Annotated in this window: 13 protein-coding genes; 7 read left to right on the top strand and 6 right to left on the bottom strand. The window is 71.1% G+C overall.

Annotation, left to right across the window (positions count from 1 at the left end):
• Positions 1–7 precede the first annotated feature (7 nt).
• From KBX21_RS01000 to KBX21_RS00980, 5 genes are all read left to right on the top strand, one after another.
• Positions 8–3,595: a TM0106 family RecB-like putative nuclease gene (locus KBX21_RS01000; protein ID WP_210840696.1), complete on the top strand. Its 3,588-nt coding sequence runs from the start codon at positions 8–10 to the stop codon at positions 3,593–3,595.
• 329 nt (positions 3,596–3,924) lie between these two features.
• Positions 3,925–4,248, top strand: coding sequence for a hypothetical protein (locus KBX21_RS00995; RefSeq protein WP_049579920.1), 324 nt, complete (start codon positions 3,925–3,927; stop codon positions 4,246–4,248).
• A gap of 10 nt (positions 4,249–4,258) precedes the next feature.
• Positions 4,259–4,789 (top strand): hypothetical protein, encoded by a 531-nt coding sequence (locus KBX21_RS00990; RefSeq protein ID WP_210840695.1) that lies wholly within the window; start codon positions 4,259–4,261, stop codon positions 4,787–4,789.
• A 65-nt stretch (positions 4,790–4,854) separates the two neighbouring features.
• The gene (locus KBX21_RS00985) at positions 4,855–6,102 is read left to right on the top strand and encodes a site-specific integrase (RefSeq protein WP_049579927.1); all 1,248 of its coding nucleotides are present in this window, start codon (positions 4,855–4,857) and stop codon (positions 6,100–6,102) included.
• 152 nt (positions 6,103–6,254) lie between these two features.
• A complete protein-coding gene (locus KBX21_RS00980) occupies positions 6,255–7,946 on the top strand; it encodes a hypothetical protein (protein WP_210840694.1) in 1,692 nt (563 codons plus the stop codon).
• A 94-nt stretch (positions 7,947–8,040) separates the two neighbouring features.
• Here the strand turns inward: KBX21_RS00980 and KBX21_RS00975 are convergent, their stop codons facing one another.
• Positions 8,041–8,583 (bottom strand): hypothetical protein, encoded by a 543-nt coding sequence (locus KBX21_RS00975; RefSeq protein WP_210840693.1) that lies wholly within the window; start codon positions 8,581–8,583, stop codon positions 8,041–8,043.
• Between the two features lie 247 nt (positions 8,584–8,830).
• Complete coding sequence (locus KBX21_RS00970) at positions 8,831–10,309, bottom strand: amino acid permease (RefSeq protein ID WP_210840828.1); 1,479 nt, start codon at positions 10,307–10,309, stop codon at positions 8,831–8,833.
• Positions 10,310–10,849: 540 nt separating this feature from the next.
• Between KBX21_RS00970 and KBX21_RS00965 the strand changes: the two genes are divergently transcribed.
• Positions 10,850–11,644, top strand: coding sequence for a class I SAM-dependent methyltransferase (locus tag KBX21_RS00965; protein WP_210840692.1), 795 nt, complete (start codon positions 10,850–10,852; stop codon positions 11,642–11,644).
• Between the two features lie 73 nt (positions 11,645–11,717).
• Here KBX21_RS00965 and KBX21_RS00960 read toward each other — a convergent pair whose 3' ends face one another.
• The 4 genes from KBX21_RS00960 to KBX21_RS00945 all read right to left on the bottom strand — a co-directional run bounded on the left by KBX21_RS00960 (position 11,718) and on the right by KBX21_RS00945 (position 17,579).
• The gene (locus KBX21_RS00960) at positions 11,718–12,509 is read right to left on the bottom strand and encodes an alpha/beta fold hydrolase (protein WP_049579957.1); all 792 of its coding nucleotides are present in this window, start codon (positions 12,507–12,509) and stop codon (positions 11,718–11,720) included.
• 8 nt (positions 12,510–12,517) lie between these two features.
• The gene (locus tag KBX21_RS00955; protein ID WP_210840691.1) at positions 12,518–13,339 is read right to left on the bottom strand and encodes an exodeoxyribonuclease III; all 822 of its coding nucleotides are present in this window, start codon (positions 13,337–13,339) and stop codon (positions 12,518–12,520) included.
• A 50-nt stretch (positions 13,340–13,389) separates the two neighbouring features.
• Positions 13,390–14,388, bottom strand: coding sequence for a tyrosine-type recombinase/integrase (locus KBX21_RS00950; RefSeq protein WP_210840690.1), 999 nt, complete (start codon positions 14,386–14,388; stop codon positions 13,390–13,392).
• Between the two features lie 2,105 nt (positions 14,389–16,493).
• Entirely contained in the window at positions 16,494–17,579 is a 1,086-nt protein-coding gene (locus KBX21_RS00945; RefSeq protein WP_210840689.1) for a hypothetical protein, read from the bottom strand.
• Between the two features lie 209 nt (positions 17,580–17,788).
• Between KBX21_RS00945 and KBX21_RS00940 the strand changes: the two genes are divergently transcribed.
• Positions 17,789–18,358, top strand: coding sequence for a hypothetical protein (locus KBX21_RS00940; protein WP_049579842.1), 570 nt, complete (start codon positions 17,789–17,791; stop codon positions 18,356–18,358).
• The last annotated feature ends 128 nt before the right edge of the window (positions 18,359–18,486 follow it).

Here is an 18,486-nt window from a genome sequence, read left to right as displayed (position 1 = left end):
TCGGGCGTTGTTCCGCACCACCACCGGCTGGGTCGTCTCACCCACCGACCTCGTCGACACACTGGAGTGCGACCACCGCAGCGCCCTCAAGAGCGCGCTCGCCGCCCACGTACCCGGCGCACCCCGACCCGAGGAGGTCGACGCCCTGGTCGCCCACCACGGCGACCTGCACGAGAAGGCCGAACTCGAACGCCTCACCACCCTGTTCGGCGACAACCTCGTACGCGTGGAACCCCCCACAGCCGACGACCACTCCCTGGCCCAGGCAGCCCACGCCACCGCCCAGGCCATGGCCGCCGGAGCCCCCGTCATCTACCAGGCCTCCTTCCACCACCCCCTCACCGACACCGTCGCCTTCCACGGACGCGCCGACTTCCTCATCCGCTCCGACCTGGACCCCGCCACCGGCCACACACGCCCCGACGCCCCCACCCCCCACACCTACGAACCCTGGGACACCAAACTCGCCCGCCGCCCCGGCCCCGCCGCCGTGGTCCAACTCGCCGCCTACGCCCAGGCCGTGGCCGTCCTGCACGGACACACCCCCCAGCACATGCACCTGCTCACCGGCGACCAACACACCCACACCCTGCCCACCGCCGAGTTCACCCCCATCCTCGCCACCATCACCAACCGCCTCCTGGACCACCTGGCCACCGAACCGGCCCTGCCCACCCCCACCTGGGGCCAGCCCCGCCCCGGCTGCGACGGATGCGGCTACGCCACCTGGTGCTCCCAGGGACGCACCGCCGCCCGACACCTGTCCCTGGTCGCCGGACTGCGCACCGACCAGGCCACCAAACTCGCCGACGCCGGCCTGGACACCATCGACGCCCTGGCCAGCGCCCCCGACGACGCCCGCCCCACCACCCTGCCGCGACGCTCCTTCGACCAACTACGCGCCCAGGCCGCCCTCCAGGTCCGCCAGGACACCACCCGCACCCCCGCCAACCCCCAGGGCACCGTCACCGCCGAGGTGTTCTCACCCGAGGGCCTGGCCACCCTGCCCGCACCCAGCCCAGGCGACGTCTTCTTCGACATGGAGGGCTACCCCTACCACTCCCGCCAGGGCGAACGCGGCCTCGAGTACCTGTTCGGCGCCACCACCGAGGACGCCCAGGGGAACGAGACCTTCCACGCCTTCTGGGCCCACGACCGCGCCCAGGAGCAACGCGCCCTGGAGGACTTCGTCGACTTCGCCACCGCCCGCGTGGACGCCGACGAGAACGCGCACGTCTACCACTACGCCTCCTACGAAGTGGACCGCCTCAAGCACCTGAGCGCCGAGTTCGACACCCGCGAGGAGGAGGTCAACCGGCTCCTGCGCGAGAACCGGCTCGTGGACCTGTTCACCGTGGTCCGCAAGAGCCTGCGCGTGTCCCAGCGCTCCTACTCCATCAAGTACCTCGAACCCCTCTACCTGGACACCGCGCGCGACGGCGGCGTGACCACCGCGGCCTCCAGCATCGACGCCTACGCCTCCTACCTGGCCGCACAGGAGGCGGGAGACACCGACACCGCCACCAAGGTGCTGGCCGCCATCGCCGCCTACAACCGGGACGACTGCCACTCCACCGCCCGCCTGCGCGACTGGCTGGAGGACCACCGCACCGAACAGGGCATCACCGACCGTCCCCTCATCCAGTTCGAGCTCACCGAGGAGGAGGCCGAGCGCGCCCGCAAACGCGCCGAGAAGGCCGCCCGCCACGCCGCCCTGACCGAACCCCTCCTCGAACACGTGCCCGAGGACCCCGAACAGCGCACAGCCCAGGACCAGCCCCGCGCCTCCCTGGCAGCCCTGGTCGGCTACTACCAGCGCGAGAACACCCCGCCCTGGCGCGAACACTTCCAACGCCAGAGCGCACCCCTCCAGGACCTGGAGACCGACAGCAACTGCGCCGTGCCCTGGCAGGTGCACGTGGGGGAGTGGGAGGAGCCCACCGGCCGACGCACCAAGGCCCGACGTGAGGTGTCCATGCGCCTGGATCGCGCCCACCCCAACCCCTTCACCACCGGCGAGAGCGTCCACCTCCTCCACCCCGGCGCCCCCGGCCAGGCCGCCACCACCCACCCGGCCACGGTCACCCGGGCCGAACCCGACTCCCTCACACTGCTGGAGACCGCCAACCCCGACGAGACGCTCTCCCGCGCCCCCGTCGCGGCCCTGCCCGGCTCACCGGTGGACCTCAAACCCAAGGACGGCGCCCTGGAGAGCGTCGCCCACACCGCCGTCCAGGACCTGCCCGAGTGGCCCCGCCACCCCGGCCTGGACGTCCTGCGCCGCGTCCCGCCGCGCCTGCACCCCCCGGGCCCGCTGCCCGCCCCCGAACAGGGCGACCTCATCAGCGCCGCCATCACCGCCGTGGACCGCCTGGACCACTCCTACCTGGCCGTCCAGGGCCCACCCGGAGCCGGAAAGACCTACCTCGCCGCCCAGCTCATCACCCACCTGATCAAGGAGGGCCGCAGCGTCGGGGTCTGCTCCACCGGACACAAGGCCGTGGAGAACGTCATGGCCGCCGCCCTGCGCGCCGCCGACCAACAGGGCCTGGAAGTGGCGGCCGCCAAACGCCCGCGCGGCGGCAAGAAGGACCCGGACGCCCCCTGGGAGCAGCCCTCCAGCCAGAAGGTCCTGGCCAACTGGCGGAACAAACGCGCCGCGCAAGGACAGCCCGTCCTCATCGGCGGCACCGCCTGGGGCCTGTCCGGCGCGGACACCATCGCCGACCCCCTCGACGTGCTCATCATCGACGAGGCCGGACAGTTCGCCCTGGCCGACACCCTGGCGGTCTCCGCCTCGGCCCACAACCTCGTCCTGCTCGGCGACCCCCAACAACTGCCCCAGGTCGTCCAAGGGGTACACACGGAGGGCGCCGACGCCTCCGCCCTGCAGCACCTCATGGGGCACGACGCCATCATCGACCCCGCCCTGGGCTACTTCCTGGACCAGACCCGACGCATGCACCCCCACGTGTGCGCGCCCGTCTCCGAACTCTCCTACCAGGGCCGCCTCCAGGCCCACCCCTCCACCGCACACCGCACGCTGGGCACCCCCACCGCGCCCAGCCGACTCACCCCGGGCGTGTACACCCTGCCCGTCCACCACACCGGCCGCACCACCCACAGCCCCGAGGAGGTCGAGGCGGTGGTCGCCGCAGCCCGCCACCTGGTCACCGAACACGTCACCACCGACCCCGACCAGGGACCCCGCCCCCTCACCGGACACGACATCCTCGTCGTGGCCCCCTACAACCTCCAGGTGCGCACCCTGCGCCAGGCCCTGGCCCACGCCCAGGAGGACACCCCCGCGCTCGAAGGGGTCCGGGTGGGCACCGTCGACAAGTTCCAGGGGCAGGAGGCAGCCGCCGTCCTGTGCTCCATGACCACCTCCGACGCCGCCGAGACCAGCCGCGGACCCTCCTTCGTCCTGGACCGCAACCGGCTCAACGTCGCCCTGTCCCGAGCCCAGGTCCTGGCCCTGGTCGTGCACTCACCCGACCTGCTCACCACCGCGCCCCGCACCATCGACGAACTCCGCCTCCTGGCCGCCTTCACCGGACTGGTCGCCACCGCCCGACCCTGGCCCCACCAGTGACCCCCACACCATGAGAACCACCCCACACGCCAACGCCCCCGGGTTTCGGACACCCCCCAGGTGGAGTACGTTTTAGGGAGCACACCACGCCCGACCCGCGAGCGCCCAGCGCCTCGCGTGGGCGGGCCACGGCGTGCGCACGCGAGGGAGTGTTCCGCGGACGCTTTGCCAGGCTCCTCCGAGCCCGCGCCCACCGGGTCGCGCGGCACGGCCACAGCCACTCCGGTCCGGCGCCCGCACCGGCGAACACGACCCAGCCCACCCCCACACCCGTTGGTGGGCCACGCCGCCCCGGCCCGCCACCGTTCTCGAAAGGCACCACGGCCCCCGTGTCTGAACGTCCCTCCTCCTCCGGCGGTGGCCGCAACACCCGCCACCCCACCGGCATCCGTGTCGTCGTCATCGTCCTGGCCCTGCTCGCGCTGGCTCTGGGCCCCTTCGGTTACCTGATGGGCGTCGACGCCGACTCCCACGCCGGTTCGGCCGCCGAGTGGTTCACCCTGGCCTTCGGCGCGGCCGTGGGCCTGCCCTTCCTGGCCGCGGCCGTGGCCACCGTGGCGGGCGACCGCAGGGCCGCCCTGTGGTCCCTGGTGCTGCTGGTCTGGCCCGTGGTGTTCGTGGTGGTCATCCACCTGGCCGGTCTGGCCGGGTAGGCTCCCGGGAGTGTCACCGAAGAAACGCAACCGCCGCAAGCCCCTGCAGGGGCCGTCCGAGCCGACCCCGGCCACCGAGCAGGGCCGTGTCGAACCCGGGCAGATCCCGGACAGACGCCCCGTGAGCCGGACCCCGGTCACCGTCACCGACCCGCCCGACCGCCGGGTGACCGCCCTGTGGGTCCTGCTGTGGTCGCTGTGGGCCCTGGGCAGCCCACTGGCCCTGCTCGCCCTGCTCCTGGCCGGACTCAACGCCTTCGACATGACCGCCGACCCCATCGACCCCGGCGCCGTACCCGACCCCGGGCTGCTGGCCGAGCAGGAGGCCCAGGCGGTGCGCGCCATCGGCACCGCCCTGATCTGGTTCCTGATCATGGCCTGGGTCGTCCCGGCCGTGGGGGCCGTCACCGCCGCCTTCCTGCGGCGCAGGATGGCGGCGATCTCCTTCGCCGTCGCGCTGGTCCTGTCGGTGGGCCTGCTGCTGTTGACCGTCTCACCGGTCGAGTTGTGGGGAGCGCTGACCACCCACCTGTTCGGCTGACCCCCCGGCCCCACCGCCCACTCGCCCGCCCCGCCTGCCACTCCCGGGCCCCCACCCGGGCCACAATGGAACCCGTGGACACCACCAACCCCTCCCCGACACCCGAACCCCAGGCCGAGATCGCCCTGCCCACCACTGTGCGGGCCCGCCTGGAACACCTGGACACCGGCGTCCTGGTGGACACCCGCGCCCTGGAACGGGTCCGCGAGCGCTTCGACGCCGAACAGGCCCACACCCTGGGCCGGTACCTGACCAACGCCCAGTCCCCGGCGACACTGCGCGCCTACCGCGCCGACTGGACCTCCTTCGGCGCCTGGTGCCTGGCCGAGCAGCGCACCTCCCTGCCCGCCGACCCCGTGGACGTGGCCGTCTACCTGGCCGCCTGCGCCGAACAGCGCGGCGAGGACGGCACCACCTGGGCGTTCTCCCCGGCCACCCTGGAGCGCCGCTCGGCCGCCATCGCCGCCGTCCACGGCGCCCACGGCCTGGACTCACCCACCCGCGCCGAGGTGGTGCGCATGACCCTGCGCGGCATCCGCCGCACCCGCAGGGCCCGCCCCCGCCGCAAGGCCCCCGTGGTGCTGAGCACCCTGGAGTCGATGCTGGCGGTGCGCCCACCCGAGGGTCACCCCGGGGGTGTGGCCCGCAGACGCGACGCTGTACTGCTGCTGACCGGCTTCGCCGGGGCGCTGCGCCGCTCGGAGCTGGCCGGGCTGAGCTTCGACGACCTGGAGCTGCGCACCGACGCCGCCTCCGGAGCACCCACCCTGGTGGCGTCGCTGTGGGCGACCAAGACCGACCAGGAGGGCAGGACCCACCAGCGCGTGGCACTGCCCCGGGGACGCCACCGCCTGACCTGCCCGGTGTGCGCCGTGGCCGACTGGTCGGCGCTGGTGGTGGTGCACCGCGACGGCGGCAACGAGGCCGTGCGCGCCTGGCTGCGGGACCCCCGCCCCCCCGAGTCCGGGCCCACCCACTCCTGCCAGGACCTGAACCGTCTGGAACTGTCCGACGGCACCGGCCGACCACTGCTTCCGGCCGTGGACCGGCACGGCCGCCCGGCCGAGAAGGCGATGACCCCCAAGGCCGTGGGCAACCTGGTCAAGCGCTACGCCGAGCGGGCCGGGCTGGACCCCGACGACTTCGGCGGGCACTCCCTGCGCGCCGGGTTCGCCACCCAGGCCGCCCTGGGCGGAGCCAACGACCGCGAGATCATGCGTCAGGGCCGCTGGACCAACGCCCAGACCGTCCACGACTACATCCGCACCGCCAACCCGTTGGAGGACAACGCGGTCACGCGACTGGGCCTGTGACCCCGCGCGGGCCGTGTGAGCTGCCACTCAACGAACACTCGCTCATCTCGAATCACCAACAAACCCACCATCAAAGCCTGATACAGCCCGTTAAAGTGCGATCCTTCCCTGATGAGACATTAGGTTGGTTGCGTGAGAAAGGGGACGGACCCATGGTCGACGAGTTTCGCGCGGCATTCCAAGAACTGATCGACGCCTCCGTCGCCACCGACCCCCAACAGTTCCCACCCGCCGTCCACAAGGTCTACCTCCTGGCCTCCCAGATCCCCGCCTCCGAACGGGAACTGGCCCTGGAGGCCCTGACCCCCCTGCTCTCCGGAGACCACGCCGCCCCCGGCATCATCGCCGACCTGTCCGTGGTCGCCGGAGCCCTGGTCGAAATGGGCACCGACCCCGGCCCCGCCGGCATCGAGACCCTGCACAGCCTGCGCACCATGGGCAAGGGCGCCATCGTCTTCGTCCGCGCCTGGGAACGCACCGGCGGCGGACCCCCACCCGACCCCGACGCCGTCACCGCCGACGCCGAAGCCCGCGTGGCCGCCGAACTGGGACCCGACGCCCCCGCCGCCACCATGTGCTGGTGGACCATCCGCCGCCACGGCCTGGCCGCCCGCACCATGCTGGGAGAGCCCGGCGTCCGCGCCCACACCAGAGGCGACCCCTCCCTGCACGCCGACCTCGCGGCGATCGCCAACCAGCTCAGCGACCTGCTCGCCGAGTTCGACGAGGTACGCGCCCTACTGCGCATGGCCGAGGCCTCCTCCGCCCTGGTCATGGACCGCACCTCCGGCCGCGCCTTCCGCGTCCTCTTCGACGGCATCAGCGACAACTTCCAACTCCACACCCTGCTCGCCGACGCCCTCATCGGCCCCCGAGGCCAGGGCCTGCCCGGCGAGGCCCCGGACCCGCGCTGGACCGCCTCCTTCCGCGACGGCCCCGTCGACCCCGCCGCACAGACCGTGTGGGGCTGGTGGAACCTGGTCGCCCACGACGGCGCCTGGGTCTGGAACGAGGGCGTCCCCGCCGAGATCCCCACCATCGACGGCGAACACGTCCTGGTCCTGGACGAACAGCCCTACCCGCGCTCCTGGAACGCCGGACGGCGCCTGCCGCACGTACGCGGCTGGTTGGAGGTGGACTCCGAGCTCGACGCCGAGGACGCCGCCCTGTGGTGGAACCGGGTGGCCCCGGCAGAACCCGCCATCCCCGACCCCGACGCCCAGGACCACACCCCCCTGCCCGAACCCGTCGTGCTGCACACCCCCGCGGCCGAGGCCCAGCGCGTGCGCGGGTTCGTCCCCCGAGCCGAACCCGACGACCGGGACCAGCCCGCGGGCACCACCCCCGACGGGCACGGCCCCGGCGCCGCGCCCAACGCGGCCGCCCCGGAGGGGATCCCCGGGCGCGTCGGCACCGCCCCCGGACACGACAGCACCGGTCTGCCCGCCACCGGGCCTGGGAACGGCGCCGACGGCACCAACCAGAACGCCGGGCTCGCTGACGCCCTCCCCGACGAAGCCGCCCAGGAGAGCGTTCCCTGGGAGCCGGTCCCGGCCGACCAGGACCTCCCAGCGGTCACCGAGCAGCGGGGGAGCGGCGCCCCGACCCCGCTCACCCACCAGGGCGAACACGGTGGGCCCACCAACGCGCCCACGTTCGCCGGTTCCGCCGAGGAGGACACCGCCCCGGCCGTGGAGGAGCCCAACCCCACCGCCCCGGCACCGACTGGTCAGGGGGAGCGGGCCTCCGCGCCGGGTGCGCCCTCCACGACCGCCCCCACCGGGCTGCCCCGGATGCCGCGCGGGGTCTCCCAGAGCTCGGGTTGGGGCCCGGCCTGGCGCTGAGGGCCCAGCCAAGGCCACGTAGCCGCACGTCAACGCGATGGGGCCCGGGAGAGTGCTCTCCCGGGCCCCATCGTGTTCTGGGCGGCCTCAGCCCTCAGGCGTCCTCCAAACGGTGCCGGGGCTGGTGGTGCTCCGGGACGGGCTCGGCTCGGGTCGCGGTGGAACGGGGCCGGTCGTCGTCCCCTCCGTCCTCGTAGAGGCCGTCGAAGTACTCCTCCCGGGTGGGGCCGTCCTCGTTGTCGCGGACCCAGCGGGCACCCACGAACACCGGAGCGGCCAGCACCAGGGCCAGGGGCACGAACACGCCCAGGGGCAGCAGCGTCAGGGCGCCCTCGACACCGGGCAGGACCGGCAGGCGTTCCAGCAGGTGCATGCGCAGCAGGGCGGTGGCGGTCGCCCCACCCACGACCAGGGCGGCGGCGAAGGGCAGCATCGGGGTCAGGCGCGGCGGCACCGCGACCAGGGCGACTAACAGGCCCACGCCCACCAGTCCGGCCACCGCCACGGGGCCGGTGCCCTGTAGGGCGTCGGACTGCACGGCGTTCAGGCCCCGCAGGTGAGCGAACGCCCAGCCAGTCACCAGAAGTAGGACCGGGCCCAGGATCAGGCCGGCCAGGAAGCCGACGAAATGTCGCACGGGGGTGCTCCTCTCAGGGGTTGCGCAGCACCATAGCGACAAAAACGGAGTTCAGCACCATAACCACCAAGAGGTGCGTTCCGGACACCCAGGGGTCATCGTCCCGTCGACCGCACCCCGAACCCGGCACGACACCCCCCTTCGCGCCGCTCACACACCCCCGCGAACGCGACGTGGCGCCGCCCCCACCAGGGAGACGACGCCACGCGAACCCCCACTCGGAGCCCGGTGCGGGGACGGGCCCCGCTCACTTGCCGGGGGAGTGGTCCTCACCCTCCGAACCCCCACCGGGCGGCTCCTCACCCTCGAAGCCCTGCGATCCACCGACGGCGGCCGACACCGAGCCCGTCCCGGCCACCCGGTCCAGCTCCTCGGGCGTGGCCCGCCCCTGCACACCGAGCACCCGCCGACTGGGCGGGTTGGCACCGAACACACGACGCGCCTCGTAGGCCAGCACCGCCACCACCACGGCCGCGACCGTCGCCCACAGCGCCTGACGGTGCTCGGGCAGGGTCGCCATCGCCAGGAAGATCGCCACCAACCCCAGCAGGGTCACCCACGTCAGATAGGGAAAACCCCACATCCGCAACGTGAGCCGCTCGGGCGCGTTACGCCGCACCCGCGCCCCCACGACCAACTGCGACGCGCAGATCGTCAGGAACAACACCAGCAGGATCGCGCCGATGGAGGCGACCAGGAACGCGAACACCTGCCCCGGGAACAGGTAGTCGGCGACCACGGCCGCGTACCCCACCACGGTGCCCAGCAGGATCGCCCGCACCGGCACCCCACGGCGGTTGGTGCCCCGGAGCACCCGGGGAGCGTCCCCCTGACGGGTCAGCATGAACAGCATCCGCGAGGACGTGTACATGGCGGCGTTGAGCACGCTCAGCACCGCGATCAGCACCACGATCTCCATGATCAGCGCCGCGCCCGGAACACCCACGATCTCCATGACCACCACGAAGGGGCTGCGGTCCAGATCGGTGGAGTTCCACGGCACGACCATCACCACCACCAGGATGGAGGCCACATAGAACAGGCCGATGCGCCACAGCACGTTGGTGATGGCCGACGCCACCCCCCGCTCCGGCTCGGCGCTCTCACCGGCGGCGATCGTGATGATCTCCACGCCACCGAAGGCGAACAGCACCACCACCGTCGCACCCAGCACCGCCACCCAGCCGTTGGGCGCGAACCCGCCCAGGTCCCACAGGTGGGAGACCGTCGCCCCTTGCGCACCGGTCCACAGCCCCAGCGCGTACAACCCGCCCACCAGCAGGAACGCCACGATCGTGGCGACCTTGATGAGGGAGAACAGCGACTCGGTCTCGGCGAAGACCCGCACCGAGATCAGGTTGGCCACCGTCATGGTGAGCAGCACGATCAGGGCCAGCGCCCAGGGCGGCACGCCCTGCACCCACTGGCTCAGGATCGCGGCCCCGGCCACCGACTCCGCGGCCACCAGCACCGCGTACATCCACCAGTACAACCAGCCGATGCTGAACCCGGCCCGGGGTCCGAAGGCCAGCCGGGCGTAGTCGGAGAACGAACCCCCGGCCGGCACCGACACGACCATCTCGCCCAACGCACGCAGGGTCAGGAACACCAGCGCCCCGGCCAACGCGTAGGACACCACCGCCGCAGGGCCAGCGGTCTGGATCACCGCGCCGGAGCCGATGAACAGCCCGGCCCCCACCGATCCGCCGATCGCGATCAGTGCCATGTGTCGGCGGCGCAGCGAGTGCGCCAGCCCCGACCCGTCGTCTGTTTGTGTCGCCTCTGGGGGCGACTTCTCACTGCCTGTCACGGCCCCACCCTAGGACGCAAGGTTCACCACCATCCTCACTGACCCCACGAAACAACCCATCAACCAACGAATGTGAGGCAGGCCATCTCACGCACGCCCTACCCCGTGCCCCCACACCACCACCGTCACACCACCCCCACCTCACACCCCGCAACCCCGGCGGCCGCCCTCACTCCCATCACCCAAGGACGCACCAGGACACCGAGATCGCCACCCGCACCCACCTGGGAATCCAGACCGTAAAACCCACGCATCCAGCCCCCTCACCGAACGCGGCACACACGACCCCACCCAGACCACCATCGCCGCCCCGACTCCAACCCCATCCGACCCGACCACCAGCCCCCGGAAACCCACGACACACCCACGAAACCACTAACAGAGAGCAACAACACTGTTACTTTCGGCAATCAAAGGTGGCCCAACACGACCCACACCACCCCGGGGAGCACACCCATGTCCAGCACGCCAACCATCGACCTCGACCTCATCACCACCCTCTACACCACCCACCGCGACGACCTCGCCCGCGTCCGCGACCAACAACGCCAGCACTACGCCGACGCCGACCCCGCCATGACCCCCCAACTCGACGACCTCGAAGCCGAGATCACCTACCTCCTCCTACGCCACCACCGCCCCGCCAACGTCGTCGAGATCGGCACCTACTACGGCTGGTCCACCTCCTGGATCCTCTCCGCCCTCCGCGACAACGGCACCGGCCACCTCCACTCCTTCGACATCGTCGACCACGCCACCACCCACGTACCCCACACCCTCGCCGACGACCGCTGGACCTTCACCAAGGGCGACGTCCGCGCCAAGATCACCCACATCCCCTCCAGCACCGACTACCTCTTCATCGACGCCGCCCACAACGGCTGGTTCGCCCGCTGGTACATCCACCACCTCCTGCCCACCCTGCCCGCCCACATCCCCGTCAGCGTCCACGACGTCTTCCACCAGCGCTACGCCCTGCCCTTCACCGAAGGCGCCGTCGTCCTCAAATGGCTCGCCAACAACACCACCAACTACTTCACCGCCTCCGCCGCCCGCGCACCCCACCACCACCAGGCCCTCACCGACCTCAAGACCGAACTCGGCCTCAACACCCCCGTCCGCGACTCCGCCCACAACCCCATGATCTTCTTCCACCTGCCCGAACGCCCCCGACCCGGCCAGGCCATCCCCAGCCCGCCCCGCCCGCGCGCCCACAACGACGACCCCACACATGACCCCACCCACAGCTGAACACCACCCCACCCACCACGAAGGGGGGCGGCGGGCCACCACGGCCCACCGCCCCCCTTGTCACACACGGCCCTCAGACCCCGTCCGACTCCAACTCCGACGGCGGGGAATCGATCACACCCTCACGCGCATCCGAATCCAGCCCGGCCCGCGCCTCACGCACCCCCACCACGTCAGCGGCATCCGACACCATCCGCGAGAAGATCACCGGCTGATCCAGACTCACCATGTGCCCCGCACGCGGAACGTTCACCAAACGCCCCTCCACGCACGCGTCGAAGAACGCCTTCTCATGGATCCGGAAATGGTCCCGCGCCCCGTTCACCAACCACACCGGACCCCCGTACGCCGACAACGCCGACAACGCGTCGATCGTCGCCAACTCGTCGATCACCGCCGTCGCCGCCTCCACGGCCAGACCACCGTCGACCACCGCGTCAGCCGCACCATCACGCAACGTCAACCGATGGAACCGCTCATTGACCGCCGCACCCTTGTCCGGCAACCGCTCCATCAACACCGCAGGAATCCGGTACACCTGCGCCAACGACTGATCCGGCTGCGCCGTACAACTGGCCGCCACCAGACCGGCCACCCGACCCGGAGCCGCCCCCGCAGCCGCGATCGACACCAACCCGCCCATGCTCAAACCCACCAACAGGGCCCGACCACCCACGGAGTCAATGGCCTCCAACAACGTGTCCACCGCACGCCCCACCGAGAAGTCCTCACCCCGACGAGACCCGTGAGCCGGAAGATCAGGAGCCACCACCGTGCGCCCCTGCGCCTGCAGGAACTCCACCTGCGGCCGCCACATACTCGACGACGAACGCAAACCGTGCGCCAACACGATCGGAACACCCATCACCGCACCTACTTCCCGGCCCCGTAGGACACCGTCACCGGAGCATGGTCCGACCACCGCTCCTCACGGCTGGGATAACGCTCCACCCGCCCCGACAGTGCCCGAGCAGCCAAACCCGGAGTCGCCACCTGGTAGTCGATCCGCCACCCCGTGTCGTTGTCGAAGGCACGACCACGATAGGACCACCACGAATACGGCCCCTCCTGGTCCGGATACAGAGCACGCACCACGTCCACGTACCCCGCCTCGTCGAACACCCGCGACATCCACGCACGCTCCTCCGGCAGGAACCCCGAGTTCTTCCGGTTCCCCCGCCAGTTCTTCAAATCCGCCTCGGTGTGCGCGATGTTCCAGTCACCACACACCACCAACCCGCGCCCCCGCTCCTCCACACGCGCACGCCGCTCCACCAGGTACGGCAGGAACGCCTCCATGAAGCGCTCCTTCTCCTCCTGGCGCGGCGTGCCCACCTCACCCGAGGGCAGGTACAGGCTGGCCACACTCACCGCACCGAAGTCCGCCTCCACATACCGGCCCGACTCCGCGAACTCCTCCACACCGAACCCGACCCGCACCTCATCGGGCTCCGCACGAGAATAGAGCGCCACCCCCGCACGCCCCTTGGCCTGGGCCGGACACAACACCACGTGCCACCCCGGCGGAGCCACGACCCCCTCCGGAAGCTGATCGGCCTCCGCGCGGGTCTCCTGCAAACACACCACGTCCGCCTCAGAAGCCGACAACCACGACCCGAACCCCGGATCCTTCTTCGCGGCCGCCCGCAACCCGTTGACGTTGACGCTGGACACAACAAAACTCGACTGGTTCACGCCCCACAGCGTAGCCACCCCCCACCCCCACAAAGGCCCCACGGACCCCCTCACCCCGCATCGCCCACCTCCTCCCGAGCCAGCCGACGCAACACCCCATACGTCCGGTTCGACCCCGCGGCCTCACGCTGCGCCCGCGCCGTCACCTCGATGTAGGCCTGCGACGAAGTCACCGACGAATGCCCCAACAAATGCATGATCTCGGTGACCGAGGCACCGTCCTCCGCCAACCGGGTCGCGAACGTGTGCCGCAACGCGTGCACCAACGTCCCCCGAGCCACCCGATCGTTCACCCCCGCATGCCGGTAACACTGCTTCACCAGATACTGCAACCCACCCCGACGCAACCCCTCACCCCGGTTGTCCACCAACAACGGATCAGCCCCCCGCACCGGAGCGTCGAACCGCACCCGACGCGACTCCAGATAGGCCTCCAACAACGCCTCCAACGGCACCTCGATGGGCAGCACACGCTCACCACCCCCCTTGCCCACCACCCGAATCCGCCGCTCACCGGGCCGCCCACCCAACGACTCCACCCGCAACGACAACATCTCCGCCGAACGCATCCCCGTCAGCAACGCCAACGCCAACACCGCCAGATCCCGCTCCGGCCACGGATCACGCGCACGCCGCGCACCCCGCGCCAAGGCCTCCAACAACCGCTCCGGGGTGTCCTCACCCATCAACGGCTTGGGCCCCGAGGGCTTCACCCGGGGCCGCGGCACCGCCGACATCGGATTGCCCGCCACCACGCGCTCCGACACCCAGAAGGCGAAGAACCCGTTCCACGTCGACCACGCCCGCAACACACTCGAGGCCGCCCGCTCCTCGGCGAAATCAGCGAACGCCTCCCGCAACACCCCCGCGTCCAACTCGGCCAACCCCACCCCGGACGCCTCACGCCCCAACGCCCGCCCCACACACCCCAGGACCCCCACCAGGTCACGCCGATAGGCCGCCACCGTGTGCGGCGAGGGCTTGGCGGCCCGCCGCGCCACCAGATACCGCTCGATCGCCCGCTCCACCGACACCGCATCACCACTCATGCCCCCAGCATTCCCGATCCCGGCCCTGTCCGCGCCCCCAGACCCACCCCGAACCCGCCGCACCAACACCACCGACCCCACTCACCTCGACACCCTGGCCACCGAGGCGAGCACACCACCGCCAGCCAGGACCGGGGCTTCCACGCCCACCGCGAGCAAGCTGTTCGGCACCGCCGCAGTGGCGGGCCTCCATGACATGCACAGGCCGCACGCACGCGAGATCGACGACGCCCTGCTTGGGCCGGTGGACGGGGGAGCGGCAGGGGGACACGACCGGGGCGGGCCGTGCCGCTGTGCCACGCCGCTTTGGGGCCGGCGGCGCCGATCCATGGACGGGGACTCAGGGACTCGGGGGTGGGGGAGGACGGCCATTTCACCTGGTGTGTACGTACGTCCAAGCAGTTCGACCCGATGCCGCCGCAGGGATGTGAGAACGACAGCGGGGGAGTGGGGCGACAGTTACCCCCTTCTGAACTGCGATTATGCGACCGGGGCGGGGGCAGGGGGCTCCTGGCTTCTCCTTCACTCTGGTCGCCGCGTTCGACCTCACCGTCCCGCTCTGGGCGGTGGGACTCGGTGGCCTTCGCTGGCGGGGTGCCCGTGGGCAGGCCGCCCAGGCCTCCACCAGGGACCTACGGGGTTGCGACGCCAGGGGAGTGGGCGGCTCTCGGGTCCCCATGTGAACCGTGCCGAACGGTGTCTCTCGGCTGACCCAGGGGAGTGGTAGCCCGGTTCGTACAGGTGTACAAGCCCTCTCATGAGTCGCAGAAAGGGAACAGGTGTTCGATACGCGGGCACACAGGCACGGGAAGTCGAGGAGCGGAGGCGTGCCAACGAAAGCCGACACGAGGCTCAAAGCAAGCCATCTCGGTCATGTGTCGTCAAACAACCCCAAAAGGATGCATAACACCGTTTATGCATGAAACATGAAGGGGTCCACAGGCAGAAGGGGCTCTGGATCGCCCCGCGCCCATGGGTGAGAAAACACAGTTCAACCAGCATGCGAGCGGAACGAGGCCCGCGCGTCAGATCCCGGGCCTGACTCCCACGCGCGGAGAAACCCCAGATCAGGCCGAGTGCACAGGCAGGCGAGTGGCCCCAGCAAACATCGCCTGAGGGCCTGCCAATCCGACCCTTGGAGCCGGGGAACACGGACGCTGGAGCGAATCCAACAGCGACCCGCCAGGGGGCGGCCTGGTGCGGCGAGCACGCACGGCGCGGTTGTCCACAGGCAGCGACCCTGGGAGTTGTCTGTGCGGGCCTGTGTGACGCAAGCTCGAATTCGGGGGCATCAGGCTCCGCCAGTGAGCGCCCACAGCGCCCCCGAATCGACGCTAACCCGAAAGCACCCAGGGCCGCCAGCGACCATCCGGCTGCCTGTGGACAACCCGACCCGCCCAGCGCCACACACACGCCCGCTCAGCGTTCGGGCTTTTGGGCCCCCGGAGCCCTCGGGATCTCCACGCCGCGGCGCCCACCAGGGGCCGGTGGTGCGCTCCAAGAGCCCCAGTGGCCGCCCACGGCACGAGAACCCCTTCCCCGCAGGCATTTCCGTATCGCCGATAATGCACATTATGTCAAGTAGAGCTTGCTGAGTGCTCCCCGCAACCACCAACACGCCCTGGGCGCCCAAGAAACGGGAAAATCCGCCGAACCGCCCACGCCTTGCCCGTCCACGCCCCCAACGGACCCGATCCACGCCCCGGCCCCGCTTGGCCACTCACTCTCGCGCAGCCCTCGAGGAAACGCCCCACACGAAGCGTGCCCACATGACCACTCAACGCACCCGCCCGCCTCGCGCACCTCGCACCACAACGCATCCGGCACCTGTCCGCCGTGGCCCCCCTTCTGCTGTTCCGGTCTCCTGTCGAGCACCACGCTCGGCCAACCTCACGCATTAGAAGGGGTCGAGACCCGAACCCCGACCACCACCGCAGTCCCCCGTTCGAGCCGCCCGAACTCCGGTCCGGCCCGGACGCCTGCGGGGCATCGCCCAAGCCACACCCACCAAGACCCGCAGGCCTCCCCACCGACCGCCTGACGATGCGGACCTTCACCCGCAGGCCCGCAGGCCCGCAGGGACATCCCCACCCGCCCAGCACCGCTCACAGCACCTCCCTCACCACCTCCTGCGCGTCCTCGCCTTCCAGACCCCGCACCTGATCAGCCAGCTCCACCATGTCCAGGTCGGGCATCTCCATCTCCGGAGCCCCGTCCTTCGACTGGGGTACACGCGCCGTCAGGTACGCCAGGACACCGTCCTCGACCTCCACCAACGCGTTCATCGAGGGGATGGGGGCATCGGAGCCGTCGAACACCGTCACCGATCCGTGCCGCTCGCACCCGTACTGCTCATCGCCCTCCGAACACTTGACCCAGTAGGGAAGCCCCGACTCCCCCGCCTCCTCCACGACCGTGCTCACCTCCAACTGGAACCCCCTCTCCCACACCACCTCGCGAGAAGGCTCGTAGATGATCTTCACCGGAGCCTGCTCGTCCCGCACATGGACCGCCACCGGCTCCCACCCCGGAGCCTCCAACGCCGCGATCGGAGACTCCACAGCGGCCACCGCCCGCCCCAGTTCCTGGTTGTCGCGCACGTCCTCCACGCGCTTCTGCCACCAGGCCACCCCCGTCACCACGGCACACAAAGCCAGCACCACACCGACCGCGACCACCACCCGCATCACTCCGGGTCGCATCGTCCACACCACGGCCGCGCCCGAGTACGCCAGAACAAGACACCAGAACACTGGCGCCACCGGGTTGATCTGCTCCGCCACCCCCCACTCCAGCCGCAGTAACCCCACGAGCACACCGACCACCACGGCCGTCAGCACCACCAATGGCAGCTCCCACGAGCGTGCCGCCCCCTGGCGCCGCATCCACGCACGAAACCCGTACAGGGACCCCACGGTCACCGAGATGCCGACCAACCCGACCAGCGCGCTCACACCGTCCTCATGGGTCAGGCCGAGCAGGCCCAGCACCACCGCGACCGGGATGAGCAACGACCACAGCGGCGCCAGCACCAGAATCCACACCGCCCCCGTCCCCGACGGTGCGGTCTCGCGAACCGGTGCCTCCTCCCCCGCAGCGGCCCACCCAGCACGCTCCTGCGGGTTGGGGCCCACAGCCAGGTGGTCCCTCGGGTTCTCCGCCGCGGGATCGGGATCGGGGTCGGTACTCAACGTCGGTGCTCCTCACGAGTGGGGTCCCTGGGTCCGATGCCCAACCCCCTCGCCGAGTTCGCGCTCCGTTCCCTCACCTCACCTCCGGGCGCCCAGCAGGACCGGCCGACGCTCCTACACTCGAACACACGCCCCGCGGTCTCCACCGCCAACGACCGCGCGGCCTCGCACCCCGAACGTCACACCCTCACCACGAGCAACGGCAGGTCATGGACGACAGCTCGAACACCCACGGCGACCACCCCCACAGGAACCAGTACCTGTCCGCACTGTCACTGCGCCGCACCCTGACCGCGGCCCAGTCACTGACCCACGACGCGTCCGAACCCAGCGGTCCCGGTCAGCCCAACCCACACCCCCGGGGGCTGCCACTCCCCCTGGTCGTGTCGGGCCTCGCCGTCGCCCTGGCCGCCACGACCACCACCCTGTGGGCCCTGAGCCCCTGGCTGCCCTGGTGGGCACTCGCCCTGATCGCACCCCTGGCCGCCGTCCCTGGCCTCGTCATCGGCACCATCGCCATGATCCCCGTCATGGTCTCCACCACCCGAGCGAGCCAGGGCTTCCCCACCGGCCGCGACTGGGTCTCCCCTACGGCCCTGACCTTCCTGGCCTGCACCGCCCCGCTGCTGTCTCCGCTGCCCGCGTGGTGCGGCGCCCTGGCCCTGTGGGCGCTGCTGATCACCGCCGCACTCCTGAGCACCTACCGGGCCCTGCCCGCCTTGGGCCGCGACATCGACCTCGAACGGGCCCGCGCCGCCTGGGACACCCACCCCGACTGAAGCCGCCCCCGCACTCCCGCAAACCCCTGGCCTCGCCCAGCGCCCCCGAGGCTCCCTGGGCACATGGGCCAGCACGTGTGGAACACCAACGGGCACGAAGCCACGACGACGCCTTCGCACCCGACTCC

The organism is Nocardiopsis sp. B62, assembly GCF_018070675.1.
Taxonomy (GTDB): domain Bacteria; phylum Actinomycetota; class Actinomycetes; order Streptosporangiales; family Streptosporangiaceae; genus Nocardiopsis; species Nocardiopsis prasina.
The sequence above is the reverse complement of the archived record's forward strand: the minus strand, read 5'-3'. Positions and strand labels throughout refer to the sequence as shown.

Excerpts from the sequence above, each read along its gene's own strand:
- KBX21_RS00985 (WP_049579927.1), top strand. The coding sequence starts at position 4,855 with ATGGAACCCGTGGACACCACCAACCCCTCCCCGACACCCGAACCCCAG.
- KBX21_RS00980 (WP_210840694.1), top strand. The coding sequence starts at position 6,255 with ATGGTCGACGAGTTTCGCGCGGCATTCCAAGAACTGATCGACGCCTCC.
- KBX21_RS00970 (WP_210840828.1), bottom strand. The coding sequence starts at position 10,309 with ATGGCACTGATCGCGATCGGCGGATCGGTGGGGGCCGGGCTGTTCATC.
- KBX21_RS00965 (WP_210840692.1), top strand. The coding sequence starts at position 10,850 with ATGTCCAGCACGCCAACCATCGACCTCGACCTCATCACCACCCTCTAC.
- KBX21_RS00960 (WP_049579957.1), bottom strand. The coding sequence starts at position 12,509 with ATGGGTGTTCCGATCGTGTTGGCGCACGGTTTGCGTTCGTCGTCGAGT.
- KBX21_RS00950 (WP_210840690.1), bottom strand. The coding sequence starts at position 14,388 with ATGAGTGGTGATGCGGTGTCGGTGGAGCGGGCGATCGAGCGGTATCTG.
- KBX21_RS00940 (WP_049579842.1), top strand. The coding sequence starts at position 17,789 with ATGGACGACAGCTCGAACACCCACGGCGACCACCCCCACAGGAACCAG.